This is a genomic window from Vitiosangium sp. GDMCC 1.1324, from assembly GCF_003044305.1.
Lineage (GTDB): Bacteria > Myxococcota > Myxococcia > Myxococcales > Myxococcaceae > Archangium.
Window position 1 is genome coordinate 200363 of record NZ_PZOX01000015.1, and the last position, 26801, is coordinate 227163.

The window sequence follows — 26801 nt, forward strand, 5'->3', positions numbered from 1 at the left end:
TCTGTTCTGGGTGGGCTTCACCCACCGCGGTGTCTGATGTGCGTGCTATGGAGCATGTTGTGTGCCACGCACCGCGTCATGAGGCCTGAGAGCGGAAACCTTCAATTCCACTGGGTCGATCCGCTCGCCGGCCCAGCCTGTCAGGAGATTGTCGCCATGAGATTCGGGCGGGTTGCGGCTCGGGCTGGTGTCTCCGCCTGGTGACAAGAGTCACCACCTGGTGACAACCGTCACCACCACCGCAGGGCCGGCCCGAGGAAAAGCGAAAGGGGCACACCGGATGTCCGGCGTGCCCCTCGGAGGCGTCGCGTCCCTACTCGGGGAGGCCTATCCGTCCCGGTCCTCGAGCCCGTGCTTGCGCAGCAGCTTGCGCAGGTAGACGCGGTCGATGCCGGCCTCGCGCGAGGCCCGGGAGATGTTGCCCTCGCAGCGCTCGAGCAGGCCCTTGAGGTAGTCGCGCTCGAAGCCCTCGATGAGCCGCTCCTTGGCTTCCTTGAAGGGCAGCTCCAGCTCGAGCGTCGCGGATCCGGTGCGCAGCTCCTCGCCGGGGAGGGGAGCCAGCTCCGGCAGGGCCTCCTCGCCCAGGTTCACCACCTGCTCCACCACGTTGCGCAGCTCGCGCACATTGCCCGGCCACGGGTACTGGGCGAGCAGTGCCCTCGTCTGGTCCGACAGCGCGCTGGGCGGCCGGCCCATGCGCTCCAGCACCGTGTCGATGAGCAGGGGGATGTCGTCGGGCCGCTCGCGCAGGGGCGGCAGCGTGACGCGCAGCACCGCGAGCCGGTGGAACAAGTCCCGGCGGAACTTCCCCGCCTTCACCGCGCCCTCCAGGTCCACGTGCGTCGCCGCCACCACCCGCATGTCCACGGTGCGGTAGTCGTTGGCGCCCACCCGCTTCACCTGCCGGCGCTCCAGCACTCGCAGCAGCCTGGGCTGGAGATCCAACGGCAGCTCGCCCACCTCGTCGAGGAAGACGGTGCCGCCGTTGGCCCGCTCGAAGGCTCCGGCGCGATCGCTCTGGGCGCCCGTGAAGGCTCCCTTCACATGGCCGAAGAGCTCCGACTCGATGAGCGAGGGGGCGATGCCCGCCAGGTCCACGATGACGAAGGGCCCCTTGCGCCGTGCGCTCTCCTGGTGGAGCGCCTCGGCGCACAACTCCTTACCCGTGCCCGTCTCGCCCTGGATGAGCACGTCCGAGCCGCCCGGCGCCATGCGCTCCAGCAGGGTGAAGACCTCGCGCATCTTGCGGCTGGTGCCCACCAGGGAGCCGAAGTGGTCCCTCGAGGAGAGCAGAAGCGAGCGCTCCCGGGTGTCCTCGGGCACCAGCTTGAGCTCGGTGGTGCCCAGGGTGACGACGCTGCCCGCGCGCAGCTCCAGTTCGGAGAAGCGCAGCCCCTCGCAGAAGGAGCCGTTGCGCGAGTCCAGGTCCGTGGCCAGCACATGGTCCTCGTGGACCTCCAGCTTCAGGTGCTGGCGCGAGATGGTCTTGTCCTCCAGGACGATGTCGCACGTGGGAGCTTTGCCCACCGTGTACTCGCCTTGCTCGAGCGAATAGCTGCGTCCGGCCTCGGCACCCGACAACACCAGCAGCTTCAACCGCACCCGGCCGGGACCCGATCGCTGCAGGGTCGCTGTCGCGGCCGTATTCTCTTCGTCATCGCGCAACGCCACGCGTTGGACGCTACCACGCTCGTCGGCCGCGTGGGACTCGTTGGATGGGAGCGGTTTCATCTGTGGGCCGGGCGGCGGGTGGGACGCGGGGGGCGGGCGGTGCGGTGCTCGGGTTCCTTCGGGAGGGACTGGAGCCAGGAGTCCACCTCGGCCACGCGCGGGGACAGCCCGGCCTGGGTGAAGCGCTCGCGGGCCGTGGCCGCCTCGGTGCGTGCCTCGGGCTGCTGTCCGGACTCCCAGAGGGCACGGGCCAGGGCGAAGCCCGAGTCCGCCAGCACCTCGGGCGGCACCGAGGCGAAGGAGACGGCCTGGCGCAGTGGCTCGATGGACTCGCGTGCCCGCCCCAGCCCCAGCAGCGCCTGTCCCACCCCGTCATAGGAGTACTGGAGCTGCTCGTCGTCGGGGGGCAGCGCCTGGCGCTTGGCCTCGAGCGCCTTCTGATACACCTTCAGCGCCTCGTCGTAACGCTTGAGCGCCAGCAGGCACATGCCCACTTCGTCCTGGGCCTCGGCGAGCTGGGGGCTGTCCTCGCCGAAGGTGACCTCGCGGATGTGGGCCGTCGCGCGAGCGTGCTCCAGGGCCCGTTCGGGCTGGCCCATCTCCCGCAGGAGCCCGGCGAGCAGACCGTGGCGCCGCGCCATGTCCGGGTGCAGCGCGCCCACGGACGCCTCCGTCTGTTTCAGCGCCTCCTCCAACATCTCCACCGCCAGCGGGCGCTCGCCCATGTCCAGCAGCACGCGGCCCAGCAGGAAGGTGGTGCGCGCCCGTTTCGGATGGCCCGGAGGCAGTGCCTTCGCCTGGAGCGCCCGCGCCTGCTCCAGCAGCGTGCGAGCTTCCGGGTAGTGCTCCTGGGAGATGGCCAGGTTGGCCCGGTTCACCAGCACCTCGGCCTCCAGTGCCGGCTCGCCGCCCAGGCGTTGCAGCGTGGCCTGCGCCAGCCCGCTCCAGCCCTCTGCCTGGCCGAAGTGCTTCTGCCCGTCCTCCACGAAGAGCAGCTTGTTGAAGATGGACACCTTCAGCTTGTCCGCCCGTCCCGCCTCGGCGTCGTAGACTGCCTGCGAGAGCAGCCGCGACGCCTCGGCGGACTCGCCGAGCTGCTCCTGGAGCCAGCCCAGGTGCTGGCGCAGCTCGGCCATCAGCGGCAGGTGGCCGGTGGCCAGCACGGGCGCCTCGAGCTGGCGCGCCTTCTCCATCGCCGCCTTGTAGAGGCCGGCGTCCACCATCACCTTCACCTCGGCGAGCCGTCCCTCGAGCCGCTCGATGTCGGCGCGTTTGGCCGGGTCCGACGGCAGCCGCTGCTGCTCGGAGAGCGACTCCACGTCCGCGCAGTCCTGCAACGAGGGCAGCGCGAGCGCCGTGTCCAGCGCCTTCTCCACCACCGTCCCGTTCGCCTCGGCCATCAGCTCCACCGCCGCCGCCAGGTCCTTGCGCCGCCGCTCCAGGCACACCACGCGCCGGGACAGCAGCTCGTCGGTCTGCACCCCCTGCACGCGTGTGGCCTCGCACGCCTCGGTGCGCTGCCGCGTCCAACCGGCCGCGTAGTCCTCCAGCACCTGGGTGACGCGCGAGGCCGTCTCCTGGGCGAAGGGCTTCTTCGTGGCGAGGAAGGCCGCCTCCAGCTTCCCTCGCGCCGCCGGCCCCCACACCTCGGCCATCAGCTCCCGGGCGCCCGCGCAGACCTGGGACTGCTGGTAAAGCGCCCCGCCCACCACCGCCAGTCCTGCCGCCGCGGTGCTCGCCGCCACCACCCACCGCCGCCGCTTCACGCGGCGCTGCTCCTGAGACAGCGCCTCCAGCAGCGCCTTCATCGAGGGGAAGCGCGCCCCGGGCTCGAGCGCCAGCCCGCGCATCAGCGCCTGGCGCACCCACGCGGGCACCTTCTTGTCCTTCGGCGGCTCCAGGATGATGTCCCCGGGCCCATCCTTCTGCTCTGGCTCCAGGGGCGCGGTGCGGCGGGCTTGCTTCCGCGACTGCGTGATTGCGAACGCCCTCAGTTTCGCGGACTCGAAGGCACGCTTGCGGTAGAGGCCCCAGTAGAGCGCCGCGCAGAAGCTGAACTGGTCCGAGCGCGCATCCAACTCACCTCCCCGGAACTGCTCCGGTGACATGTAGTTGGGCGTGCCCATCACCACCCCGTCCTGGGTGATGGTGGTCTCCAACATCCGGCGCTCGGGCGGCAGCAGCTGTTGGGCCTCCTCGGACAGGGGCTCTTCCTCGGGCGAGGCTCCCACCTGGCGGGCCAGGCCGAAGTCGGTGACGTAGACGCGGCCGGCGCGGCTCACCAGCACGTTGGAGGGCTTGAAGTCGCGGTGCACCAGCCCCGCCTCGTGGGCCGCCATCAGCCCCCGTCCCGCGTCGAGGAAGCGCTCCAGCACCTCGCGCCAGGAGTGCTCCTCCTCCAACCACGCGCTCAGCGTCCCCCCATCCGACAGCTCCATGGCGAGGAACACCTGCGCGCCCCACAGGCCCACGTCGAAGATGGGGATGACGTTGGGATGGGACACCCGCGCCATGGCCTGCGCCTCGCGCAGCAGCCGTGCCCGCGCGGTCTCCGCGGCCATCGGGTCCTCGTCCGGATGCAGCAGCTTGAGCGCTACCTTGCGATCCAGGTCGGGGTCATACGCCGCGTACACCACGCCCATGCCGCCTTCGCCCAGCCGTTTGAGTAGCAGGTAGCGCCCCACCTGAGAGATGGGCGGCAGGTCATCCGGATCCACGATCCGGGTGGATCGGCCGGTGTCCGGCGCGGGCTCGTGCGAGCCTCTTCCCCTACCTCGGCTCCTTGGCTCTCTCATGACGATGCACCTGATTCAAACGGCGAGCCGCTCGAAGTTGGGGGTCCCTCCGGGATTTCGAGGATTCCACCGATGGCGTCTATACGCAAAGCATGACGTGGGGTGCAACTTGAGGCGACCCGCGCCGACGGGTAGGTCCGTGCCGCGCGCTTCCATGTCCGTGATTGCCGAGGGCGCGGGCCGGGGATGGCTCGAAGAATGCAGTAGCGCCCGGCCATGGACGCTCATCTTCCAATCCCAAATGGTGGGAGTCTTTCCTGCCTTCCAATAAACACGGAAGTCCGGAATTACGGCGACTGCCCGTTCGGGGTGGATTTCTGGACCCGGCAAGGACATAAGTGCGCGCGCATGGAATCAGGGAATCGCCTCGCGGGCAGACAGTCTGGCCAGGCGGCGGTGGAGGCGGCGCTCACGCTGCCCTTGTCGATCTTCCTCATTCTGGGAACGCTCCAGCTCTTCCTGCTGCTGCAGGCGCGGGTGCTGACCGAGTACGCGGCGTTCCGAGCTGTACGCACGGGGAGTGTCAAACATGGTGACTGCGAGGCGATGACCCACGCGGCCATTGCGGCGCTGCTGCCCACCTTCGCCCGGACAGACTCTCCGATGGCGCTGGGAACGGCCTTCCGCACCCACCGTGACAATTACTATCACCCAAAGCAAGACACGGGACATACCGGCACCATTGTATGGATTGCCCGGGAGCGCCCGCTGCGCGGCACGGTCTCCGTGAACGAGGAAGAGGCCTTCGATGACGTGAACCGCTACGCGGGTGCGCAGGACGTGGTGCGGTTGGAGGCGCGGCTCATCTTCTGGTTCCCCATGCGCATTCCCTTCGCCAACTGGGTCCTGGGGCGGATGTTCCTGGCCCACCTGGGCTTGCGTGAATACTCCTCGGTGGATCCGCTCCAGCCGGCGCACCAGGCGCGCTGGACCGGACAGTCGTCCGTGCCGCTCGATGTGTCCATCCGGGAGGAGCTGCTCGCACGCGCCCAGCGCCGGGAGTACGCCTTCCCGCTCCAGGCCACCTACGCCATGCGGATGATGACGCCCGCGCGTCTGCGCTACTTCCGGACGCAGAACTGTCCCCTCACTCCGGAGGGCCTATGAGCTCCCCCCACCTCCGCCGCGGCCAGTCGCTGGTGCTCTTCAGCCTGACGATGATGCTGGTGACATTGATGGTCTGCCTCACGCTGTCGTTCTCCATGAAGGTGCGCGAGAAGATGGAGACACAGAGCGTGGCGGACCTGGCTGCCTACAGCAGCGCGGTGGCCACGGCGCGCACCTTCAACAGCATCGCCCTCATGCGCCGCGCCACAACGGGTCACATGGTGGCCATTTCCGGGGTGATGAGCCTCATCAGCTGGACCAGCATGATGCGCGCGAACGTCAATGCCGCGCGCATGGCCGCTCGGGGTTGCCCCAGGGCCGCCGCCGCCCTGGAAGCGCTGGACGTGCAGAACGCGGAGATCGAGCAGCAGTGGCACAAGCTGGATGCCGAGGCCGGCGTGCAAGCCTTCAACATCCAGATCCTCGCGTTCTATCTGGCCGTCATGCAGGGAAAGATGTTCGAGCAGCTGCAGGAGAGCGTCTCGGGAGGGGAGGAGTCGTTCACCGCGAAGCTGGCGACGCTGGCGAGCGAAGGCAGCCGCTACCCGCACGAGCTGCACGCGGGGCCCACGCCGGTCTCCGTGGGCGAACTGGTGCATGCCACCAGCGCGGGCGACGACCACGCGATGGACATGGCCATGGCCAGCCGGGGCTACGAGTTCATCACCCGCCGCCAGGGAATGCCGGCCCTCACGGGTCCCCGGGGCATCCTGGGGGCACTGGCCGCGGCGGGGGGCAGCATGCGCATCACCAATGGGGGCGGCAGCGCCTATTGGGGCTCGGCTCTCGGGCACGGCGGACGGGCGGACAAGACCTGGTTCACCTGGGCCGAGGACCATGCCCAAGTGGAGATCCTCTTCCCCGGCTGCGTGCCCTTCCGCGTGGGGGCCACCGCGGGCGTGAAGGCCACTGACCAACAGGACACGAGCGACAACCATTGGTGGACGCCCGCCAGCGCGCAGATCGGCAACGAGGACCCGGGTATGGAGAAGCAATACCGGCACACGATGCTGCCCTGCTTCCCGCGGGAGTACTGCCCGAACACCTTCGTTGGGGGCATGGCGTTCAACACGACCGACCGCACGGCCGACAACCTCTGGGCCCAGCCGAAGCTCTTCGCGCTCGCCCAGCGGGACTACAAGGAGCGCGGGACGCTGGGCGATCCCTGGAACCTCTTCTTCCGCTTCCACTTCACCTCCGCCCGGAGCAGCACGTTCGACAACCGGGGCCTGCACCTGGCGGATGGCACGGACATCAGCGTGCAGTCCGCGCTCGCCACGGGGCTGGCCTACTACCACCGGCGCGGACGTTGGAATGAGCCGCCCAACCTCTGGAACCCCTTCTGGCGCGCCACCCTCGTGGCCTCGGACATCGACGCCGGGGGCGACCTGAGGCGCGGCGGCACCGATATCCCAGACACAGTGGGAGGCAGCGCCGCCGAGGCCTACCGGCAGCTCATCCTCGCTGGTTACAGGGGGGTGCACTGATGGGCACGTTTCAGCGAGCCCCCCGGGGCCAGTCCACGTTGGAGCTGGCGTTGAGCCTGCTCGTCTTCATCACCGTGGTGATGTTTGGCATTCATTTCTCCGAGGTAGGCTACCTGTCGGTCAAGGTGCACGAGGCGGCGGTCTCTCCGCTCTGGGACAGCACAGCGTTTCGGGTGCATCGGATGCGGGGGCGGGAGGACTCCGTCGGCGACTTCGGCGCCTTCCCCTCCATCGCGCCCCGGGTGATGGCCAATGCCAACGCGCGCTACCGCGACTTCGACGGACGCAGCTCCACCGGAGGCGACCGCGCTCACATCACCCAGGTCTTCACCCGGGTGGATGAGCTGCGGGTGCGGTGCTCCCGGGAAGATCGGGTGGCTTTCGATCTCCCCCGGGGTCAGCGTCCCGCCCTGCGCTCACCCGAGCCCGGCACCTGGGGCACCTACCCGCCGCAAAACGTGGGGAACGCCACGGACAGCGTGCTCGATGGTGTCTATGAAAACCTGGGCGGCATCAGCTGCGCCGCGGAGGCCCACCTCGAGGCGCTGCCCACGTTGCCCTCGCGATTCCTCGAGGGGAAGGACGGGTTCTTCAAGGAGCGGCACGCCGTCCGGCTGGAGATGAAGGTGTGCTCGGTGGGCCGGCCCGTGGGGGGCCAGTGCAGAGGGGAGTACGGCATCCTCCTCGGAGACTTCGGTTTCTCCGACCCCGAGGTGAGCCGGCATTGCCCCCTTCAGCCCGAGCAGCCGGACACGCCCTGCGCCGAGAACCCGGCTTTCTATTACGCGGCGAAGAAGGTGTATGACAACAACAAGCGCTCCGCCGGCCGCAAAGCCTCTCAATTCGCCCGGTTCTTCGTCGGGACGAGCCCCATCGATGAGAGCGGTTTCTTCATGAGCTATCGCGGCGAGGAGGACGACTACATCGAGCGGGACACCCCGCGCGGCGAGTCCCAGGATGAGAGGGATCGGCCGCGAAACACGGGTGGCATCGACCACAAACCGACGGCCGTGCGCCGTCCGTCCAACATCTGCTTCCTGGGGTTGTCGCAATGTTGAGCTGCCTGCTCGTGCTCGAGTTGTTGATGGCGGCCCCTCCGGCGGAGGCGGCCCCGGATCCCTTTCACTGGAAGGTGCTAGGACTGGTGTCCTCGGTGGACGTATCCGACCGGATGAACGTGGGAGGCATTCCCATCCGCTTCCAGGTCTACACCTCGCGGGAGAAGGTGGAGCGCCTCATCCAATACTTCGCCACCGCTTTCGACGAGGCCGGCTTCTACATCCAGCGCCAACAGCCCCGGTTGTCCGCCGAGCCCCAACTCACCGCGCTGGATACGCGGACCTTCACCTCGTACACCGTCATCCTCCGTCCTCAGCCCGGAAGGCTCACGGAGGTGGTGCTCGGCGAGGCGAAGCTGGGCGAGCTGCAACCGGTCGGGTCCTCCAGCCTCCTGCCTGTGTTCCCCGGGGCGGCGAATGCCCTCCAGGGGAACTTCGAGGGAGCGCAAACGCTCACCTATCAGGTGGCGGCGAAGGAGCTCCAGGTGCGGGCCTGGTACCGCGAGCAGCTCACCCACGCCGGCTACAAGGAGGAGTCGCCCGGGCTCTTCCGCCGGGGGGAGCAGGAGCTTCAGTTGTCCCTCTCCTCGGGGAAGGGAGGGCTCCAGGTCGTCCTCTTCCTCAAGACGGCGGGAGAGCCCCCGCCCCTGGCGCCCTCGCCCTGACTCCCGTGGGGCGTCACTTCTCCGGGGCGGGGTGGTAGGGAATCTCCAGGGTGAAGGTGGCTCCCTGTCCCTTTCCGGCGCTCTGGACGTTCAGCGAGCCACCCAATTCCTGGGCCGCCAGGGAGCTGGAGTGCAGGCCGAAGCCGTGGCCCTCCTCTCGCGTGGTGAAGCCATACTGGAAGATGCGGGTGAGCATCTCCGGCGCGATGCCCATGCCGTTGTCATGGATTTCGATGCGGATGTAGTTGGGGGAAGGCTGCTCCAGCTTCACGTCCAGAACCCGCTCGGCCGGGGGCACATCATCCATGGCGTATTTGGCATTGCTGACCAGGTTGACGAGGATCATCAGCAGCTTGTGCTTGTCGGTCAGCAGGGGGGGTAGGTGGGCCAGGTTGCGCACCACCTTCACCTGGTGCCGGGCGAGCCCGGCCGCGTTGATGCGCAGCGAGTCTTCCAGCAGCTCCTCCAGGACGACCGGCTCGTGCAGCCGGGGAGTCCGGGCGTAGTTCTGCTGCACCTTCACGATGTCGCCGATGTGCTCGGTGTAGCGGCCCACGTCATCGAGCAGGATGTCGATCTCATGGCGCTCGTCGAGCAGGTTCTGCCCCAGCTTGCTCAGGAAGGGCATCAGGTGCCGCCCGCGCTCGTCCTGGGTGAGGAAGATCGGGAGGTCGTCCTGGCGCTCCTGGAGCATGTTCGCCACCCGGCCCACGTGCTCGAGCCGCATCCCGTTCATCCGCTCCTTGGCCACCTGGGCTGAGGTGTAGACGCTGTTGAGGACATTGCCCACGTTGTGCAGCACGTTGGTGGCGATCTCCGCCATGCCCGCCTGCCGCGCCGTCTTCACCAGCTGTGAATGGACTTCCTTGAGCTCGCGGGTGCGCTCCTCGACCCGCTGCTCCAGTCCTTCATTGGCCTGCCGCAGCTCCTCCTCGCGCCGCTGGATCTGGTCCGCCATGAGCCGGAAGGACCGGGCGAGCTGCCCCAGCTCGTCCTCGCGGGAGGTGCTCAGCGCGACCTTGAAGTCACCGGCGCTCACCCGATCCGTGGCCTCGGTGAGGGAGATCAGCGGGCGGGAGATGTGCTGCTGGAGCACCCAGTACATGATGACCAGTTCCAGGAGCAGGGACAGCACGCCGAGCAGCAGGACGTAGCGCGCCGCGAGGATGGCGGGCTGCGACACCACGCTCCCGGGCAACACCGTGACGAAGTTCCATCCGGGGCCCTTCAGCCGTGCCACGGCGATGTACTCGCCGTATTCGGGGAGCTCCAGAACGGTCTCGTTGGGCAGGCGCGCCTTCACCCGTTCGATGATGCTCCGCAGGTGCTTCTGCTGTTGCTCGGAGCCGAGCTGCAAGGTGCTGCCCTGCACCTTCAGATCGGGATGGGCGATGAGCGCACCGTCATCCCGGAAGATGACGTTGTACGCACCGGGCAGGTGGTCGCTGATGGTGCGAGTCATCAACTCATCGAGGAGGACATCATGGCTGAGCGACGCGACATGGCGGCCGTCCATGTCCAGCGGAGTGGTGATGGTGGTCATCCACTGCGTGCTGATGTCTTCTTTGTAGACGCTGGACCAGGCCGTCTGCCGGCTCGGGTTCTTCTCGGGCACGCTGATCTGGAAATACTCCCAGTCGAGGAGCATGAAGTCGGGCGCGGTTTCCAGACAATAGTTGGGTTTCCCGGGCCAGTAGGAGATGACAGGCCCCTCGGGAAGCGTGAAGAAGGTGTCCTTGAATCGCGTCAGGAAGGCGGGCCCGTACTGGTTGATGATGTCATACGAGGCGAGGATCCGGCGGCGCAGATCGTCATCGAGCGGGACGTTCCTGGCGACGAAGACGCCGGGCCTCTTCGTGCCGTCGAAGCTCTCGGGACGGTTGCGGACCGAGCCGTCGGGCATCCGGACGAAGAGGCTGTCGAAACGGGCGCTCACGTCCTCCTTCTGGAGGGCGCGGATCCTCTCCTCCAGGGCCTTCTTCATGAGCGCGTGATTGTCCTCCGCCAACACGAAGAGGGCCTGCTCACGCTGGCTGCGCTCGGAGACGTGCTGCTTCAGTTGCTGGAGGGCCTCGCCGCGCAGGGTGCGCAGCATGTGGAGGTAGCTGAAGATGGTGGAGACGGTGATGATGACCGCGATGCGCACCCCCATCTTGAGGAGCGTGGTTCGGGCGAGTGGGGCCTTGGGTCGGGAAGATGGCTGCATGGTGATTCGTGGCCCTGCTTCGCCGGTTGGCGGATATACATGTCAGGCATTGTCTGCGTACCCGGAGTCCATTCAAGGGAGGGCCATGGGTCCGGGAAACAGGAGGACCGTCGCGAGAATTCCTTTCGCCCTGGAGTCTCTCCGGTGGAGCATGCAAGGAATTGCCTGCCAGGTGGCCTGTCTCTCGGGTGAGAGGCTTTGCGAAGGGAGTCACGCCGCGCAGGTGAAGTGCACGCCTTCGGTCCAGCCGAGCGCGGTGAGGGCTCCGCGGATCTCGTCGCGGATGCCTCGCACTCCCACCGCCGCCACCAGGTGTGTGTTCTCGGGCGGCGCTCCGAGTGACTCCGGTGGATCCACCGGTATCCCGTGGATGCGCGTGCCCACCTTGCGAGGGTGCACGTCGATGAAGCGCTCCACGAGCGCTCCCTCCGCGAGCAGGAAGCGCGTGAGGATGAGCCCTCCCGGTCCCGTCCCCCATACCGTCAGCGGACGCCCCGCCACCTCGCGGCTGCGCGCCAGATAGCGCGCCTTCACCCAGATGAAGCGTTTGTGCGCGTACCTCGGGTCCGTCCGCGTCAGCCGCTCCGAGCTGTCCCGCCAGCGCAACAGCACCTCCGGCAGGTTGCGCATCCGGTGGCCCCTGTCGATGAGCTTCAACCAGAGGTCATAGTCCTCCGGGAAGTCGCCGTGCTCCCATCCTCCAACTGCCACCACTGCCTTCCGTCGCAGGCACACCGAGGGGTGGCAGATGGGGCTCTCCACGAAGCGCTCCCGGTGGAGCCGCTCGGAGGTGGTCAGGCCGTTGAGCCACGCAGCGTAGTCCCTCATCGAGGGGCTCACCGGCTGGTCCTCGCGGAACAGCTCCACGCCCGTGCCCACTCCGCCCAGGCCCGGGTCCTCCTCCAGCGCGGCGACGCTCGCCTCCAGGCGCCGGGGCAGCGCCTCGTCATCCGCGTCCATGCGCGCCACGTAGGGGGAGGTGGCATGCGCGAGCGCCAGGTTGAGCGCGGCGACCAGACCCCGGCCTTCCCCCTCGAGCATCTCCACCCGGCTGTCCCGCGCCGCCAGCCCCTCGAGCACCTTGCGCGTACCGTCCGTGGAGCCGTCATCCACCGCCAGCACCCGGATTTCACGCAGCGTGCCTTCGAGCAGGCTCTCCACGGCGCGCGCCACGGTGCGCTCGGCATTTCGGGCGGGCAACAGGACGGTGACGACCGGAGGCGGCATCATGTGTAGACTGCCGCACCCATGGGTGGCGTGAGAAACGGCAAGGACGCCGGTTCGTCGGAGTCTGCCGACACGCGCCAGCGCTCGCCCGCTGGCCTGCCCTCGACCAGGGAGGGCACTGATGTGCCCGATCTCGTGGAGCGGCACCGTCAGCGCGCCACCCGCCTGCTCAACGAGGGACAGGCCGCCCGGGCCTTCGGTGAGCTCGTGCGGGCCAGCCGTGCCCTGCCCATGACGCCGCGTCTGGCCTCGGCGCTCGTCACCTTCTCGCTGCGCGCCGGCACCGAGGCGGCCGCCATCGCGCTGCTCTCGTCCTCGCTCGGTAATACCCGGGGCGACACCCGCCGCGCCGTGCGGCTTCAGCTCGCTCGCGTGCTGCGCCGGGTGAATCAGCTCCCCCGCGCCGTCGAGGCGCTCCAGGCGCTCGTCGACGAGGCCCCCGGAGATCGCCGCGCCCGCCGGCTTCTGGATGTCCTCTTCCGCCGCATCTCCGGCGAGGAGATCACTCCTCAGGACTCCTCCGAATCCCTGGCCTCCGCGTCCCCCGTGCCCCAGGCCGAGGAGGGCTCCGGGGTGTTCCCCATCGTGCAGGGCGAGGCGCTCGAGGACGTGCCGGAGCCGGTGCGCCAGGACGCCAGCGCCGCCGAGGATTTGGCTCACCGGAGCGAGACCGTGGAGTTCTCCGCACCCTGGCTGGAAGACGAGCACACGGTGGAGGTCTCGGGGCCTCCGGATGCGCGGTTCGTTCCGCGTTCGCCCCCGCCCGAGGCCAAGGCCAAGGCCCTCGAGGGGCCCGCGGACGATCGGCACGGCACCCTTCTCGAGATGCCCGCGCCCGGGGCCAAGGCCCCCGAGGAGCCCGCGGACGATCGGCACGGCACCCTTCTCGAGATGCCCGCTCCGTGGTTGCAGGACGAGGCCACCTCCGAGGCGTCCGATCTGCCCTTCGCGCTCGCCCAGTCGCCCACGTCCGCTCCACGGGACGACTCCGCCGGGGATGCCTCCAGCCACCGGCGCACGACGGTCGATGTCACTCCCTACCTTCCGGAGGAAGAGGAGACCTCCACCGAGCCGCCCGTGTCCCGGCTCGAGTCCCCACTCATCCCGCTGCCGGCCGGGCTCAAGACGGATGCCCCCATTCCCTGGGGCGGCGACGAGGACACCGTGCCCTCCCGCCAGCTGGTGCCCCGGCAGGAGGATCCGGAGGAGACGCGTCAGGAAGCCCAGCTCATCGCGCGCCAGGCGTGGCGCGAGCTGGCGCAGTTCTATCTGGCCAGCGCGGACCGGGCGAAGGACCTGGGAGTCCGCGCCGATACGCTCACCCGGCTCGCCGAGCTGCTCGAGGATGAGCTGCAGGACACGGCGGGGGCCGCCCGGGTGTACGGTCAGATTGTCGCCCTCACGGGAGACCGGGCCGCGCTCGCCGAGCAGGTGCGGCTGCTGTCCCAGCGCGCTGATGGTGATGACTGGGTGGTGCGGCGCGTGCTCGACGAGGCGGTGCAGCGCGCGAGCAACCCCCGGGCCCGTGCCGCCGCCTTCCTGGCTCGCGGTGAGCGGCTGCTGTCCACCGGTGAGCGGGACCGTGCCCGCCCGGACTTCGAGGCGGCGGTGGCCATCTCCCCCCACTCGATTCCGGCGTTGATGGGGCTCGCGCGGTGCGTGGCCGACGCGGACCGGGCGGGGACCACTGAGCGCCTGCGCGCCGCGCTCGCCGCCGTGCCCCGCAGGACTCCCCATCGCGCCGAGGGGCTGCGGTGCCTCGCGGAGCTCGCGGGTGGGGCGCTCGCCGATGCGCGGCTGGCCCACTGGGCCTGGTCGGAGGTGCTCGCGGAGAGCCCCGAGGACGTCCTCGCCCAGGACCAGCTCCTGGAGCTGACACGGCAGCTGGGGGACAGGGCCGGGTTGAGCCGGCTGCTGCGCGCCCGCCTCGCTCGCGAGCCGCGCGGACTGGTGGCTCGCAAGGCCCGGCTCGAGCTGGTGGCCACCTTGGAGGCCCTGGGCGAGCCTGAGGCCGCGCTCGTCGAGCTGCGCCAGGCGGTGCGCTTCGAGCCCGGTCACAAGGAAGCGTGGCTGCTGCTCGTGGACCGGCTCATCGCGCTCGGGAAGAGCGGCGAGGCCGCCTGGGCGATGGAGCACGCCGCCACCGCCACCGAGGACGATGAGGAGCGCCGCGGCACCTGGGAGCGCCTGGCGCGCTTCTGCCGTGAGGTGCTCGGAGACGCGGCCCGCGCGCAGGTGTACGCCAACCGGGCGGAGAACCTGCGCACCGCCATCGTCGAGCGTGCCGCGCCCTCGATGCACCCCGAGTCGCCTCGCAGCGCCGTTCCCAGGAGGGAGCCGAGCGGGCCTCGAACCGCGATTCTCATCCCGCCGCCCGGCTCGGTGGAGCTCACTCCCACGCCGGCGGCCTCGGCTCCCGCCGCGCTCGAGTCCGCGCCCACCGTCCTCGAGATGCCCGCGGTTGTCGTCACGCTGTCGGCGAAGCCCGAGGCCCCCGCGAGTCCGCCTCCTCGGGCTCGTGAGCCCGCCGCTCCCGTGAGCCGGTCCCCGCTCGCGCCCGAGCCTCCCGCCGCGCCGATGCCCGTGGAGGGCACCCGCGTCATCGCCTGGGAGGCTCCTCCGGGGAAGATGGATGCCGTGCGCCGCCGTGCCCGGGGAGCAGCGACCGGGGTCTCCGCGCCCGGGGTGCCCGAGGCTCCCGCCCCCGTTGCTTCCGGAGGGCCCACCGCCGCTCCCGCGAAGCCCGCCCCGGCTCCGGTTCCGGCCCAGATGGAGACGGCCCGTCCGGCGGCCATCGAGCGCGTGCGCGAGCGGCCTCTCGACGCGGCGGCCTACCGGGAGCTCTCGGTCTTCTTCTCGGGCCGGGGCGACACGGCGCGCGGCTCGCTGATGGCGGAGGTGGCCGCGGCACTCGTGGGAGAGAAGGGCGGCGCCGTACCCCGGCCCCTTCGCCGCACGCTCACTCCCGAGGAGCGCGCGGGCTTGCGCCACCCCGGTCTGCGCAACCCGGCGGGTGAGCTGCTCGCCTCCGTGGGCCAGGCCCTCTGCCGTCTCTTCCCCACCTTCGGCAGGGCCGCGGGTTCCTCCGAGCCGCTCCGTCCGGACTCGGGCCCGGGTGCGCGTGCCGCCCTGGAGGCGGTGCAGTCCGTCGCCCGCCTCCTCGACGTGCAGCTGCCCGAGCTCTTCCTCTCCGAGGACGAGGGCCCTCCCTTCTCGCTCGTCCACCCGGGTGGCCCGCGACTGCTGGTGGGCAGGGGGGCGGTGCGTCAGGTGCTGCCAGAGCCGGAGCTGCGCTTCTTCGCCGGGCGTGCCCTGTCCTGCCTCGGGCCGGACCTGCTCGCGCTGCGTTGTTTGAAGAAGGACCAGTTGCTGCGCGCGGTGGCCATCCTCGCCTCGGTGCTGCGCGGCGGGACGGAGTTCGGCCCCGAGGCCCGCGTGGTGCGCGAGGCGTTGCACCCCAGGGCCCGTGAGCGGGCGCTGGTGCTGCTGGAAGCGGCTCAGCGGGAGTTCGACGCCGCGGCGCTCGCCGAGGCGGCCCGGCACTCGGCCAACCGCGCGGGGCTCGTCGCCTGTGGAGGCCCGGGGCCCGCCGTGGCGGCGCTGCGGGCCCTCAAGTCCAGCGAGCAGGAATTGGTGGAGCTGGTGCGCTTCTCCGCCTCCGAGCGCTACCTGCCGTTGCGCGGCTGAGCGCGCTCAGCGCACCTGCACCTTGAAGGTGAGGGCGATGAGCCGCCCGTTCTCTCCGCCGAAGTCGTGGCGGTACGCCAGGTCGATACCGCCGCCCTGCGTCAGCACGCCGATGCCCACGCCGAGCTGGGAGGAGCGGGTGAAGCCATCCCAGGTGTAGCCCGCGCGCACGGGGATGTTCTGCCCGAGGATGTACTCCAGGCCACCGTTATAGGTGAACGTGGTGCGGTTGTTCGTCTCGAAGTCCGCGCGCACGTCGGCCGCGATGGTGAGCATCCCGGCGAACACTCCGGCGTGGGCCGAGTAGTAACGGGTGAGCTCGGGGTTGCCGGTGTTGATGAGGTTGTGGGCGGAGACGCCCAGGGAGAAGGCCTCGCTGGGGCGGAAGAGGATGCCGGCATCACCGGTGAGGGCGTTGGCCTGCCGGGCTCCGCGCATCAGCAGGTAGCGCGAGGTGACGCCGATCATCAGGCTCTCCGCGATCGGCAGCGCCATGGACACCGTGTTGACGTGGGCGGTGGCGCGCTCCGCGCCCTTGCCGAGGGAGACGAGCTGATAGGACACCCCGGCGGCGAGCATGCTGGTGGACGAGTCCGCCAGGGCCACCATGCCGAAGGCATCCTTGCCCACCCAGTCCCAGGCGCCGGTCGCCTCGATGCGGTAGGTGTGGAAGGCCGCGAGGGTGGCGGGGTTGCCGGTGCCCGACTCGGCTCCGACGCCGAGGGCTCTCCAGGCGCCGCCCATGCCATAAGCGCGGGCACTCAGGATATCCCGGAGATCCTCGGCACGCGGTGCGGTGACGGTCCCCGCCCCGGCATCCTCCTGGGCGAGAGCAAGAGTGGACAGAAGGAGGGCGGACAGGAGCATCAAGCGGTGCCACATGGGGGGTGCATCCTAACTGTCTTGATGGAGGAGAGGGCCATCACTAGATTCGGCGCCCCATGTCCACCCCATCGACGACGAAAGAGCCCCTGATCCGCAAGTGTGTCGTGCCGGCCGCGGGCCTGGGCACGCGCTTCCTGCCGGCCACGAAGGCCATTCCCAAGGAGATGCTGCCCATCGTCGACACGCCGACACTCCAATACATCGTCGAGGAGGCGGTGTCGGCGGGCATCGAGGACGTCATCCTCATCAGCGGCCGGGGCAAGGAGTCCATGGTGGACCACTTCGACCTGGCGGTGGAGCTGGAGGCGGTGCTGAAGGCCCGCGGCAAGGACGAGGAGTTCCGCAAGCTGCGCGCCATCTCGGAGCTGGCCAACATCGTGAGCGTGCGCCAGAAGGAGCCGCTGGGCCTGGGCCACGCGGTGCTGTGCGCGCGGGACGTGGTGGGCCACGAGCCCTTCGGCGTCATCCTCGGCGACGACATCATCGACTCGGACGACCCGGGCATCCGTCAGCTGGCGCGGGTGTACCGCCAGCACGGCCTGGCGGTGGTGGCGCTGATGGAGGTGCCGGAAGAGGAGACGCACATGTACGGCGTCGCCGCGGGCACGGACATCGGCGACGGCGTCATCCGCATCGACCGCATTGTCGAGAAGCCGAAGAAGGGCACGGCGCCCTCCAACCTGGCCGTCATCGGCCGCTATGTGCTGCCGCCGGAGATCTTCGGCATCCTCGAGACGCAGCAGCCGGGCGCGGGCGGGGAGATCCAGCTCACGGACGGCCTGGCCACGCTGCAGAAGACGAAGGGCCTGCTGGGCTACAAGTTCAAGGGCAAGCGCTACGACGCGGGCGACAAGCTGGGCTACCTGAAGGCCAACATCGCCTTCGCGATGAAGCGGCCCGAGCTGCGCGACAGTCTGCTCGCGTGGATGGCGGAAGTGGTCCGCACGGGGCAGCCGTGATGAAGCGGGCGGTCTTCCTGCTCGGAGTGTTGGTGGCGATGGGCGCGGGCGCATACGTGCTGCCCGGCGGAGCCATCATGCGCCGCATGGTGGCGGCGCGCGAGGACGTGCAGTTCTCCGCGCTGAAGGCGGACGGCTCGCTGCACTTCTACGGGCCGGCGGTGAAGGAGGCCGGAGCGGCGCTGGGGTTGCCCACGGATCGGCCGGAGCTGGAGGCGGATGGCTCGGTGTACCTGAAGGTCCCGGGACGTTGCCGCTTCGAGGCGAAGGCGAGGGAGGGCAACACGGTGGCCTCGGTGATGTCCGGGGGCCGCAAGCGCGTGGAGGGCTCGGAGATTCCGGCGCTGTCGGAGGCGGTGCAGCAGGTATGCGCCCTGCTGGCGTCGCGTTGGGAGTCGGCGGTGGAGGGGCGCGAGGCGGTGGAGACGTACCTGCGCTCGCTGGGAATCGAGCCGCGCACGACGTCGCTGGCCCGCTTTGGCGGGGACGTGGTGTACGTGCTGGGACAGCAGGGCGAGGGCAAGCCGCAGTTCTGGGTGTACAAGGAAGGCTTCCGGCCGGCGCGGCTGCGCTACAAGGACGCGAAGGGCACGGCCTGGGACGTGCGCTTTCTGGACTACACCTCGCCGGCGACGGGCGAGATGTTGCCGCGCTCCATCGAGGTGTGGCGCGGGGACGAGCGGGTGATGCGCTTCACGGTGCTCACCGGCGACACGCGGGCGAAGATCGCCGACACGCTCCTCTGAGTCCGGGCGTCCCCATGCCCGAGCAGGATCGACAGAGGTGGAACACCCGCTACCGCGAGCAGGTGGGGACCGGAGAGCCCTCCGGGTTCCTCCGCTCGCTCGCGGACCGGCTCCCGCGCACGGGCCGGGCGCTCGATGTGGCGGGAGGCGCCGGGCATGACGCCCTGTGGCTCGCGAGGCGAGGCCTGGACGTCACCCTAGCGGACATCTCGGACGTGGCGCTCGAGCGGGCCGCCGAGGCCGCGCGCGGAGCGGGGGTGGAACTCCGGCTTCAGCGGCTGGACGTGGAGCTGGAGCCGCTGCCGCCCGGGCCCTTCGATTTGGTGCTCTGCTTGAACTTCCTCTGGCGGCCGCTGTTCGCCGAGCTCCCGAAGGTGCTCGCGCCGGGCGGACTGCTCGTCTTCGCCCAGCCCACCCGGAGCAACCTGCAACGGCACGCGCATCCCTCCGCGCGCTTCCTGCTCGAGGACGGCGAGCTGCCCCGGCTGCTCCAGGGGCTGGAGATCGTCTCGTACTCCGAGGGGTGGACGGAGGAGGGGCGGCACGAGGCGCGACTGGTGGCGCGAGCCTGAACCGTCCGCCGGGTGAGACGTGCCCTGGCGGCGTCCCACTCGGCGTGGCGAGCCCGTGTCACATGGCCCACCGCTTGCTCACCGGCCCCCCCGGGGATGATTGACCGGACCTGCCGCGCGTCTCACTCTGGAGGGCATGGCACGGGACGAACACGAGCGGGAGGACGCCTTTCCCCAGGCGCCCTCGCGGGAAGAGTGGGAGCGGATGAGCGAGGTGGAGCGGGCCCGGGTGGTGGATGCCTTGCCCGGGGAGGTGACGTGGGACGAGATGGCGATGCCCGAGGGAGATCTGCACTCCCAGGCGAAGATGGGCGCGTTGCAGGCCCTCAAGGGGTACTTCTCCCGGCAACAGCGGCGGGTGTACCTGGGCTCGGAGCTGCCGGTGTACTACCCCGCCGAGCGCCGCTTCGCGCCGGATCTGCTGGTGGTGCTGGACGCCGAGACACACCCTCGGAACAAGTGGGTGGTGAGCCAGGAGGGCAAGGGGCTGGACTGGGTGCTGGAGGTCCACGTCGGAGGCGACCGGAAGAAGGACGCCGAGTACAACGTGAAGCGCTACGCGCGGCTGGGCATCCCCGAGTACTTCATCTACGACCGGGCCCGTCAGCGGCTGGAGGGCTACCGGCTGCCCTCGGCCGAGGCGAGGATCTACGCCCCCATCACAGTGGAGCAGGGCCGTTACAGCTCGGTGGTGTTGGGGCTGGAGTTGCAGGTGGAGGAGGGGCGGCTGCGCTTCTGGGCGGGGAACGCGCTGCTGCTGGAGTATGAGGAGCTCATCGCCCGGATGCAGGGGATGGTGGAGGGGTTGCAGCGGCGCGCGGACGAGGAGGCCCGGCAGTTGGAGGAATCCGAGCGGCGGCGCGAGGAACTGGAGCGGCGCCTCGCGGAGTCACAGGCTGAGCTGGAGCGTCTCAGGCAGCGCGGAGGGTGAGCGGCCGTACCGGAGCTCCGGGGCCTCGTGCTATGCGCTGGCGGGAGGAGGTGTCATGGATTGGCTCTGGAGTCCGGTTGGGATCGGCGTGGTGTGGCTCGTGCTGCACTGTGCTGACTATCTGCTCACCATCGCCACGGCGCGGCTGCGGGCGCGGGGGAACCTCGCGGAGCGGATGCAGGTCGGGGGCAGCATCGAGCTCAATCCCCTCTTCGTTCAGGCGGTGGAGAAGGGGCAGTGGGTGTCCCGGCGGTTCCTGCTGACGCTGGTGCTCGGGGCCGTCTTCTTCCCCGCCGCGGTGGCGTACCTCGAGTGGTCGGCGGAGCAGGCGACGGGCCTGCCCTACAGTGTGATGTCCGAGGTCGTGTGTGGCGCCCTGGTGGTGACACGCTTCGCGGTCATCTCCATCCACCTGCAGAACCTGGCGCTCTTCCGGCGGATGATTCGCGTGCCCGAGGCCTCCATCGTCAGCGTGCGCTACGACCGGGGCACGGTCATGGCGATGACGCGCGCCCGGAAGCTCGAGCTGGCGGCCTTCTGCGCCATCGCCGTCCTCGTGAGCGGTCAGCCCTTCTTCGTGGGGGGACTCGCCGGGACGCTCGCCCTCGTCGCCGCGTTGTACCGCTGGGAGCGCCGGCAGGCGTCCGCCACGCCGGGCTCACCGCACGTGCGCGCGGATGCGCAGCCGCGTGGTGGGTGATTCGCGAAGCGCCGGGTTTCGAACGATTCCCACGCCTCGTGCGTCCGTTGCTTGACGGTGCAATCGAGCGCTCGTTATCCGGGGGTTCATGACCCTCTCCTGCTCGGCGGTTTCGTCGCGCGTGCCCATGGGGCCGCGCTTCCTGCTGTTGACGCTCTCGGTGCTCGCGGCCTGCGGTGACTCCGGCTCCGAGCAGCCCAAGTCCACGCCCATCACCGACGCGCGCAAGCGCGACAACGGCACCGAGGTAACCGTGGAGGGGTACGTCACGGTGCAGCCCGGGGCCTTCGCCTCGGCCTTGGGCAACGAGGGCTTCGCCCTCCAGGACAGCACGGGCGGCATCTACGTGAAGCTGGCGCAGAAGCTCGACTTCGGGCTGGGCACCCACGTGCGCGTGAAGGGCACGCTGAACGAGGAGGCCAACCTGCGCATTCTCGAGAGCGAGCCCGCCTCCGTCGAGAAGCTGGAGGGCACCCAGCAGGTGGGTCCCAAGGACGTGCGCACCGTGGGTATCGATGAGTCCACCGAGGGCCTGCTGGTGCGCGTCTCCGGCAATGTGTCCCGGCCCGTCCATGCGGAGCTGCCCTATGGCTATGAGGTGTATATCGATGACGGCTCGGGCGAGGTACAGGTGTACGTCCACGGGTCCGCGGGCTTCGCGCCGGACACGGTGAACTCCCTCACGGTGGGCCAGCACATCCAGGTGACGGGCTTCTCCGCGCAGTACGAGAACACCTACGAGGTGGCGCCCCGGCAGCCCTCGGACCTCGTGGTGAAGTAGCACCCGGAGCGAGGCCTCGGCGGCGAGGTGGCGGTGGTTTCTCGGAGGGCCCCGCCGTAGAAGGGGGGCCTCATGTCGCTCCAGAAGATCTCCGTCCCTCGCGAGTCCGCCGGTGAGCGGCTCGACAAGTTCCTCTCGGCGCACGTGCCCGGGCTCTCGTTGGTGCGGGCACGCGTGCTCATCGAGCAGGGCCTCGTGCGCATCCGGGGGAAGAAGTGCCAGATCACGCGCAAGCTCTGGGGCGGCGAGGAGGTCGAGCTCAACCTCCCCGCGCCGCGCGCCCCGGCGAAGCGCGTCACCGTGGGGCCCGAGTTGCCCGTGCTCCACGACGACGCCTCGCTGATCATCGTGAACAAACCCGCGGGCCTGGTGGTGGAGCCTCAGGGGGGAAGTGTGCCCTCGGTGGTGGAGCTGGTGGCGGCGCGGATGCCACCGTTCGACGTGGAGGGCGTCCAGCAGCCGGGGGTGGTGCACCGGTTGGATCGGGAGACGAGCGGCTGTCTCGCGCTCGCGCGCACCGATGCGGCCGTGGCGGCGCTCGACCGTGCGTTCCAGGAGAAGCGCGTGGACAAGCGGTATTGGGCCCTGGTGCTGGGTGAGACGCCCGAGCGCGATCGGCTCGAGGCGCCGTACGGGAGAGATCCCCAGGACCCGAGGCGCTTCACGACGAAGGTGCGCTCGGCGAGGCGAGCGGCGCTCTCGTACGAGGTGCGCGAGCGGCTGAAGGGCGCGACGCTGGTGGAGGTGAAGCTGGAGACAGGGCGCACGCACCAGATTCGTGTGCAGATGGCGGAGGCGGGGCACCCGGTGCTCGGGGACTCGCTGTACGGACCCGAGGAGACCCGGGCGCATCCGGCGGCGAAGGCGCTCGGCCGTCATGCGCTGCACGCGTTTCGGTTATCGCTACCGAGTCCCGCCACGGGAGGAGTGGTGGGCGTCGAGGCACCGCTGCCCGAGGACTTCCAGCGCGCCCTGGCGATGCTCAGGGCCTGAGGGCTCTGTTCGACTTCGCATCGTCCGCCACCCGATGGACGATATGACCGGAGAAGTGGGCTGATGTGTTCCCGCTCGTCTGGGTTGGATTCATAAGTGCCTGAAAACACTGGGCCACCGGAGGGCGAGAGGCTTTCGAGAGGGCGCAGTGGATGCCTCGGGGTATGTCAGACCCATCGAGTAGTTTGCGCCCTTGCCGCTGAACCGGAACCGACACGCCATGGGCGTGAAGGATGGTGTCAGCCGGCAAGGGGGTTCCATGCGAACAAAGCTGTGCGTGTTGGGGGCGGTGTTGGGGTCGGCGTCGGTGATGCCAGTGGTGTGCCTGCCGTCGGAGGTCGCGACGCAGCAGACGAAGGAGGAGCAGCCGCGGGGAGGCGTCTCGCGGCAGGTGGGCCAGCCTTTCGATGGCCACGAAGCCGAGAACCGCTCTCGCCGGCCCCTGTGCCCGCGAGCCCGGTGCGCGACGAGCCGAAGCACCCGTGCGAGCTCGTCACCGTGATGCGGGTGCCGTGCGATCCCGCGACCGCCACGTGCGAGTACACCTACTGGGAGTGCCCGCGGAACGTGAAGCCGCTGAGGGCATGACGGAGTGAAGAAGCGCGGCCCCTGCGTGGGCCGTCTCGGGCGCGGCGGGTCGGGCTCTTCGGAGCCTGGCTCGCCGCGCAGCCGTTTGTGGGCTCTGGGACAACCCCTGAGAGGGTAGCCTCCCAAGCTCCAAGCCGTCGCCCGGGAGGTGTCTCATGCTCGCCGTCTTGCTGGTCCTGCTCGCGCAGATTCCGTGTGAGGGGATCGAGTCTTCGGTGGTGTGCTACTGCAAGCAGGGAGTCGCCACTGCTTGCGAGGCGCTGCGGCAGACCAACGTGGAACTGGCCAACCGGTTGGAAGCAGCGGCGCAGGCGGCGGCGACGCTGGAGGCCGCACACAAAGCGGCCAAAGAGGTCAAAGCCGAGGGCGAGTCATCTCCCGCCTCGCCAGAGCCTCCCGAATGCAAGGGCCAGGAGCACCACATTATCTCCCGGCCCATCGCCAAGGAGTTGGGGGAACACCTGACCCTTCGAGGTCTCTATAAACCGCGCGATCCCCGCTTCGTCACCCGGGCTGTGGATGAGGCTGCCCACTGTGGTTATCAGGACTGGCACCGGAAAGTGGACGAGGAGGTCATCGAATGGCTCCAGAGTCACCGCAAGGCGACAGCGGAGCAGTTCGAGACCTTCCTTCGGGAGATCTACAGTCGGCCCGAGATGCTCAAGAGGTTCCCGCATGGGTTCTGAGTTCCCTGCTGCCCCGCGCTTCTACGTCCTGAAAAAGGGCGTTCTCTGGTCCCGGTACGACGCCGCTGCTGAAAAGACCGAGCCCATTAATCGCGCAGAGGGTGCCCACTGCCCACGATGTGGTGACCCCATTGGGATGATGATGTGGCTGCCTCCCTATCGCGTCGAACTGGTGCTGCATGGAGAAGAGCTCGGCGACTTCATGGACGTTGCTGGGGATGACCTGCTCGTGTCCGAGCGGTTCGCCCGGGCCTTCCACGAAGAGGGGCTCACGGGATTGGAGGGTTTTCACCTCGTAGATGTCGTGCGGGTGCGCAGAAAACGGCGTGGTCCCAGGCCCGCTGCAATTCCCCGCTACCTGGCCGTCACGCCCTGCTTCGGTCGCGCAGCAGTGGACCTTTCGCACAGCCGCATCCGCTACTCGAAACCTCCCACGTGCGAGGAGTGCCGCTCGGAGGGCATCGATGCCATCCACGGCTTCACCCTGGAGCCGGGCACCTGGCGGGGGGAGGACATCTTCTATCCCCGGGGTTTGCAGGGCATCCTGACCGTCTCCGAGCGCTTCGAGCGCTTCGTGGCGCGGCATGGATTCACCAACATGCGGCTGACGCCCAGCGAGGAGTACGTGTGGGACCCGCGGGGGCTTCTCCCGTTGCCCACCACGAAGTAGGGCTCCGCGTAAGGCGTTCTTCTGCCTCCAGCACCCGCAGTGCATTCCCGGACGGTGCGCTCGTACCCTCGGGGGCACTCCGGCCAGAAACTACCGGTGTCAGGGGGCGCCGCTACAGTGGTCCCCAGTCGCCGTGAGCCCCTCGAACCTCGCCTCCGTCGCCGTCGGCCGTCCCGTCCGGGGCGAGTTCACCTATGTCGTCCCCGACGGCCTCTCCGGGCGTCTGTCGCCGGGTCAACGCATCCTCGTGCCCTTCGGGCGCAGCATGTCGCTCGGCTTCTTCCTCGGGCCCGCCGCGCCTCCTCCCGAGGGCGAGAGCGTCAAGCTCAAGCCCATCATGAAGGTGTTGGAGGACTCGCCCTCCCTCCCGCCGGATCTCATCGCGCTGCTGCGCTTCGCCGCCGAGCACTACCGCTACCCGCTCGGCGAGGTCATCAAGAGCGCGCTGCCTCCCGGGCTCACCAAGGCCGAGGAGGAGAAGCAGGCCAAGCCGGACGTGCAGGAGTTCGCCGTGGCGCTCGTCGCCGAGGCCCCCGCCGTGTTGCGCCGCGCCCCCGCCCAGTCCGCCGCGTTGGCCTATCTGCTCGCCGTGGGAGGCAGGGCTCCCATCGAGGAGGTGGCCCACGCCATTCCCGGTGCGCGCGAGACGCTGCGCAAGCTCGTGGAGCGGGGTTTCGTCCGCATCGACGAGGAGGTCATCGCCCCCGGCGTGAAGGAGGGGCTCGCTCAGGGTCGTCCCGAGAAGCTCACCCCAGAGCAGGACGCCGCGGTGAAGGAGCTCCAGGTGGCCGTCGACACCGGCGGCTTCCAGCCCTTCCTGCTCCACGGCGTCACCGGCAGCGGCAAGACCGAGGTGTACCTGCGCGCCGTGGAGCGTGCGCTCGAGCGGGGCCGGGGCAGTCTCGTGCTGGTGCCCGAAATCGCGCTCACGCCGCAGCTCGTGGGCCGCTTCCGCAGCCGCTTCGGCGGGGATGTGGCCGTGCTGCACTCGGCCCTCAAGGACCGTGAGCGCCTCTTCCACTGGCAGGCCCTGCGCAAGGGCACGGTGCGCATCGCCGTGGGCGTGCGCTCGGCGGTGTTCGCTCCCGTGGAGAACCTCGGCCTCGTCGTGGTGGACGAGGAGCATGATCCCTCCTTCAAGCAGGAGGACAAGCTGCGCTACCAGGCGCGCGACCTCGCCGTGGTGCGCGCCAAGCAGGCCGGGGCCGTGGTGGTGCTCGGCTCGGCCACGCCCTCGCTCGAGACGCTGGAGAACACCCGCCGCGGCCGCTACCGCAAGCTGGAGCTCAAGAACCGCGTCGACGACCGGCCCATGCCCACCATCTCCCTGGTGGACCTGCGCCAGGAGCGTCCCCGCGAGCCGCTCGTGCAGGAGGAGGCGCCCATCCTCTCTCCGCCGCTGCTCGACGCCATGGCGGAGACCATCGAGCGTGGCCAGCAGGTCATCCTCTTCCTCAACCGCCGCGGCCACAGCACCTTCCTCCTGTGCGAGGTGTGTGGCACCTCGGTGAAGTGCTCCGAGTGCGACGTGTGCCTCACCTACCACCGCTCGCAGAACCGGGTGGTGTGTCACTACTGTGGCGACGCCCACCCCGTGCCCGAGCACTGCCGCGAGTGCACCGGCCCGTTGCTCAAGCTGGGCGTTGGCACCGAGCGCGTGGAGGCCGAGGTCGCCGAGCGCATTCCCCAGGCCCGCGTGGCCCGGTTGGATAGGGATTCGGCCACCAGCGCCGAGCGCCTCACGGAGATGCTCGCCTCGTTCGCCCGCCGGGAGATCGACGTGCTGGTGGGCACGCAGATGGTGGCCAAGGGGCATGACTTCCCCGGGGTGACGCTGGTGTGCGTGGTGATGGCGGACACCTCTCTGGCCATCCCCGACTTCCGCGCCTCCGAGCGCACCTTCCATCTCCTCACCCAGGTGGCCGGCCGCGCCGGGCGGGGGAAGGAGCCGGGGCGGGTGCTCGTGCAGACCTACAACCCCGAGGCCGACCCGGTGCAGCGCGTGCTCGCTCACGACTTCGACGGTTTCGCCCAGCGGGAGCTGGAGCGGCGCAAGGTGCTGGCCTGGCCGCCCTACACCCGCATGGCGGCGGTGCGGCTCGAGGGCGAGAGCGCCGAGCAGACCGCCAGCGTGGCCCGCTTCCTCGGGGACTTCATCGGCCGCAACATGCCCCCGGCCTCCTGGGGGGTGCGCCTGCTGGGGCCCGCCGTGGCTCCCATCGCGCGCATCCGCGGTCGTACCCGGTGGCAGTTGCTCCTCAAGGCCCCCACCCACGCGGCGCTCGCCCCACTGCTCGCCCGCCTGGAGGCGAAGCTGGTCGACCTTCCGTCCGCCGTGCGTGTCACGATCGACGTGGATCCGGCGGCCATGCTGTAGACTCGCCCCC

The 26801-nt window shown here is 69.6% G+C and carries 21 protein-coding genes; 16 read left to right on the forward strand and 5 right to left on the reverse strand.

The window, feature by feature from the left end:
• Nucleotides 1–327: 327 nt before the first annotated feature.
• Together DAT35_RS36115 and DAT35_RS36120 are read right to left on the reverse strand one after the other, a co-directional pair.
• Entirely contained in the window at nucleotides 328–1731 is a 1404-nt protein-coding gene (locus DAT35_RS36115) for a sigma 54-interacting transcriptional regulator (protein ID WP_108073806.1), read from the reverse strand.
• Nucleotides 1728–4466: a tetratricopeptide repeat protein gene (locus tag DAT35_RS36120; protein ID WP_108073807.1), complete on the reverse strand. Its 2739-nt coding sequence runs from the start codon at nucleotides 4464–4466 to the stop codon at nucleotides 1728–1730. The genes DAT35_RS36115 and DAT35_RS36120 overlap by 4 nt, the downstream gene beginning before the upstream one ends.
• Before the next feature lie 348 nt (nucleotides 4467–4814).
• Here DAT35_RS36120 and DAT35_RS36125 point away from each other — a divergent pair, with 348 nt between their 5' ends.
• The 4 genes from DAT35_RS36125 to DAT35_RS36140 are packed head-to-tail and all read left to right on the forward strand — an operon-like array spanning nucleotide 4815 to nucleotide 8783.
• Complete coding sequence (locus DAT35_RS36125) at nucleotides 4815–5573, forward strand: TadE/TadG family type IV pilus assembly protein (protein ID WP_108073808.1); 759 nt, start codon at nucleotides 4815–4817, stop codon at nucleotides 5571–5573.
• Nucleotides 5570–7060 carry a pilus assembly protein TadG-related protein gene (locus tag DAT35_RS36130; RefSeq protein WP_108073809.1) on the forward strand — a complete coding sequence of 497 codons (1491 nt, stop codon included), beginning with the start codon at nucleotides 5570–5572 and terminating at the stop codon, nucleotides 7058–7060. The genes DAT35_RS36125 and DAT35_RS36130 overlap by 4 nt, the downstream gene beginning before the upstream one ends.
• Nucleotides 7060–8118, forward strand: a complete 1059-nt coding sequence (locus DAT35_RS36135) for a TadE family protein (RefSeq protein ID WP_108073810.1) — start codon at nucleotides 7060–7062, stop codon at nucleotides 8116–8118. The genes DAT35_RS36130 and DAT35_RS36135 overlap by 1 nt, the downstream gene beginning before the upstream one ends.
• On the forward strand, nucleotides 8112–8783 hold the full coding sequence (locus tag DAT35_RS36140; protein ID WP_108073811.1) for a hypothetical protein: 672 nt from the start codon (nucleotides 8112–8114) through the stop codon (nucleotides 8781–8783). Before DAT35_RS36135 ends, DAT35_RS36140 begins: the two co-directional genes overlap by 7 nt.
• A 13-nt stretch (nucleotides 8784–8796) precedes the next feature.
• Here the strand turns inward: DAT35_RS36140 and DAT35_RS36145 are convergent, their stop codons facing one another.
• Together DAT35_RS36145 and DAT35_RS36150 are read right to left on the reverse strand one after the other, a co-directional pair.
• Nucleotides 8797–10989, reverse strand: coding sequence for an ATP-binding protein (locus DAT35_RS36145; protein ID WP_233261927.1), 2193 nt, complete (start codon nucleotides 10987–10989; stop codon nucleotides 8797–8799).
• 210 nt (nucleotides 10990–11199) lie between these two features.
• Nucleotides 11200–12219 (reverse strand): glycosyltransferase, encoded by a 1020-nt coding sequence (locus DAT35_RS36150; protein ID WP_233261928.1) that lies wholly within the window; start codon nucleotides 12217–12219, stop codon nucleotides 11200–11202.
• Between the two features lie 120 nt (nucleotides 12220–12339).
• Here DAT35_RS36150 and DAT35_RS36155 point away from each other — a divergent pair, with 120 nt between their 5' ends.
• Nucleotides 12340–15903 carry a tetratricopeptide repeat protein gene (locus DAT35_RS36155; protein WP_233261929.1) on the forward strand — a complete coding sequence of 1188 codons (3564 nt, stop codon included), beginning with the start codon at nucleotides 12340–12342 and terminating at the stop codon, nucleotides 15901–15903.
• Nucleotides 15904–15909: 6 nt separating this feature from the next.
• Here the strand turns inward: DAT35_RS36155 and DAT35_RS36160 are convergent, their stop codons facing one another.
• Nucleotides 15910–16785: a hypothetical protein gene (locus DAT35_RS36160; protein WP_108073813.1), complete on the reverse strand. Its 876-nt coding sequence runs from the start codon at nucleotides 16783–16785 to the stop codon at nucleotides 15910–15912.
• 59 nt (nucleotides 16786–16844) lie between these two features.
• On the opposite strand from DAT35_RS36160, the gene galU reads away from it, so the two are divergent.
• From galU to priA, 11 genes are all read left to right on the forward strand, one after another.
• A complete protein-coding gene (gene galU, locus DAT35_RS36165; RefSeq protein WP_108073814.1) occupies nucleotides 16845–17747 on the forward strand; it encodes a UTP--glucose-1-phosphate uridylyltransferase GalU in 903 nt (300 codons plus the stop codon).
• Nucleotides 17747–18493: a hypothetical protein gene (locus DAT35_RS36170; RefSeq protein ID WP_108073815.1), complete on the forward strand. Its 747-nt coding sequence runs from the start codon at nucleotides 17747–17749 to the stop codon at nucleotides 18491–18493. Before galU ends, DAT35_RS36170 begins: the two co-directional genes overlap by 1 nt.
• A 14-nt stretch (nucleotides 18494–18507) precedes the next feature.
• A complete protein-coding gene (locus DAT35_RS36175; RefSeq protein WP_108073816.1) occupies nucleotides 18508–19065 on the forward strand; it encodes a bifunctional 2-polyprenyl-6-hydroxyphenol methylase/3-demethylubiquinol 3-O-methyltransferase UbiG in 558 nt (185 codons plus the stop codon).
• Nucleotides 19066–19201: 136 nt separating this feature from the next.
• On the forward strand, nucleotides 19202–19996 hold the full coding sequence (locus DAT35_RS36180; RefSeq protein WP_108073817.1) for a Uma2 family endonuclease: 795 nt from the start codon (nucleotides 19202–19204) through the stop codon (nucleotides 19994–19996).
• Nucleotides 19997–20051: 55 nt separating this feature from the next.
• Nucleotides 20052–20696, forward strand: coding sequence for a hypothetical protein (locus DAT35_RS36185; RefSeq protein ID WP_108073818.1), 645 nt, complete (start codon nucleotides 20052–20054; stop codon nucleotides 20694–20696).
• An 88-nt stretch (nucleotides 20697–20784) separates the two neighbouring features.
• Entirely contained in the window at nucleotides 20785–21477 is a 693-nt protein-coding gene (locus DAT35_RS36190; protein ID WP_108073819.1) for a DNA-binding protein, read from the forward strand.
• Between the two features lie 72 nt (nucleotides 21478–21549).
• Entirely contained in the window at nucleotides 21550–22470 is a 921-nt protein-coding gene (locus DAT35_RS36195) for an RluA family pseudouridine synthase (RefSeq protein WP_108073820.1), read from the forward strand.
• Nucleotides 22471–22729: 259 nt separating this feature from the next.
• Complete coding sequence (locus DAT35_RS58420; RefSeq protein WP_233261930.1) at nucleotides 22730–22972, forward strand: hypothetical protein; 243 nt, start codon at nucleotides 22730–22732, stop codon at nucleotides 22970–22972.
• 241 nt (nucleotides 22973–23213) lie between these two features.
• Nucleotides 23214–23744 (forward strand): Wall-associated protein precursor, encoded by a 531-nt coding sequence (locus tag DAT35_RS36200; protein WP_108073821.1) that lies wholly within the window; start codon nucleotides 23214–23216, stop codon nucleotides 23742–23744.
• Between the two features lie 136 nt (nucleotides 23745–23880).
• Nucleotides 23881–24414, forward strand: coding sequence for a hypothetical protein (locus tag DAT35_RS61210; protein ID WP_233261931.1), 534 nt, complete (start codon nucleotides 23881–23883; stop codon nucleotides 24412–24414).
• Between the two features lie 133 nt (nucleotides 24415–24547).
• Nucleotides 24548–26791: a primosomal protein N' gene (gene priA, locus DAT35_RS36210; protein ID WP_108073822.1), complete on the forward strand. Its 2244-nt coding sequence runs from the start codon at nucleotides 24548–24550 to the stop codon at nucleotides 26789–26791.
• Nucleotides 26792–26801: the final 10 nt, after the last annotated feature.

Coding starts and splice junctions, on each gene's coding strand:
- DAT35_RS36140 (WP_108073811.1), top strand. CDS start 8,112: ATGTTGAGCTGCCTGCTCGTGCTCGAGTTGTTGATGGCGGCCCCTCCG.
- DAT35_RS36160 (WP_108073813.1), bottom strand. CDS start 16,785: ATGTGGCACCGCTTGATGCTCCTGTCCGCCCTCCTTCTGTCCACTCTT.
- DAT35_RS58420 (WP_233261930.1), top strand. CDS start 22,730: ATGCGAACAAAGCTGTGCGTGTTGGGGGCGGTGTTGGGGTCGGCGTCG.
- DAT35_RS36145 (WP_233261927.1), bottom strand. CDS start 10,989: ATGCAGCCATCTTCCCGACCCAAGGCCCCACTCGCCCGAACCACGCTC.
- DAT35_RS36150 (WP_233261928.1), bottom strand. CDS start 12,219: ATGATGCCGCCTCCGGTCGTCACCGTCCTGTTGCCCGCCCGAAATGCC.
- DAT35_RS36175 (WP_108073816.1), top strand. CDS start 18,508: ATGCCCGAGCAGGATCGACAGAGGTGGAACACCCGCTACCGCGAGCAG.
- DAT35_RS36190 (WP_108073819.1), top strand. CDS start 20,785: ATGACCCTCTCCTGCTCGGCGGTTTCGTCGCGCGTGCCCATGGGGCCG.
- DAT35_RS61210 (WP_233261931.1), top strand. CDS start 23,881: ATGATGATGTGGCTGCCTCCCTATCGCGTCGAACTGGTGCTGCATGGA.
- DAT35_RS36125 (WP_108073808.1), top strand. CDS start 4,815: ATGGAATCAGGGAATCGCCTCGCGGGCAGACAGTCTGGCCAGGCGGCG.
- DAT35_RS36120 (WP_108073807.1), bottom strand. CDS start 4,466: ATGAGAGAGCCAAGGAGCCGAGGTAGGGGAAGAGGCTCGCACGAGCCC.
- DAT35_RS36115 (WP_108073806.1), bottom strand. CDS start 1,731: ATGAAACCGCTCCCATCCAACGAGTCCCACGCGGCCGACGAGCGTGGT.
- galU (WP_108073814.1), top strand. CDS start 16,845: ATGTCCACCCCATCGACGACGAAAGAGCCCCTGATCCGCAAGTGTGTC.
- DAT35_RS36195 (WP_108073820.1), top strand. CDS start 21,550: ATGTCGCTCCAGAAGATCTCCGTCCCTCGCGAGTCCGCCGGTGAGCGG.
- DAT35_RS36170 (WP_108073815.1), top strand. CDS start 17,747: ATGAAGCGGGCGGTCTTCCTGCTCGGAGTGTTGGTGGCGATGGGCGCG.
- DAT35_RS36185 (WP_108073818.1), top strand. CDS start 20,052: ATGGATTGGCTCTGGAGTCCGGTTGGGATCGGCGTGGTGTGGCTCGTG.
- DAT35_RS36130 (WP_108073809.1), top strand. CDS start 5,570: ATGAGCTCCCCCCACCTCCGCCGCGGCCAGTCGCTGGTGCTCTTCAGC.
- DAT35_RS36200 (WP_108073821.1), top strand. CDS start 23,214: ATGCTCGCCGTCTTGCTGGTCCTGCTCGCGCAGATTCCGTGTGAGGGG.
- DAT35_RS36135 (WP_108073810.1), top strand. CDS start 7,060: ATGGGCACGTTTCAGCGAGCCCCCCGGGGCCAGTCCACGTTGGAGCTG.
- DAT35_RS36180 (WP_108073817.1), top strand. CDS start 19,202: ATGGCACGGGACGAACACGAGCGGGAGGACGCCTTTCCCCAGGCGCCC.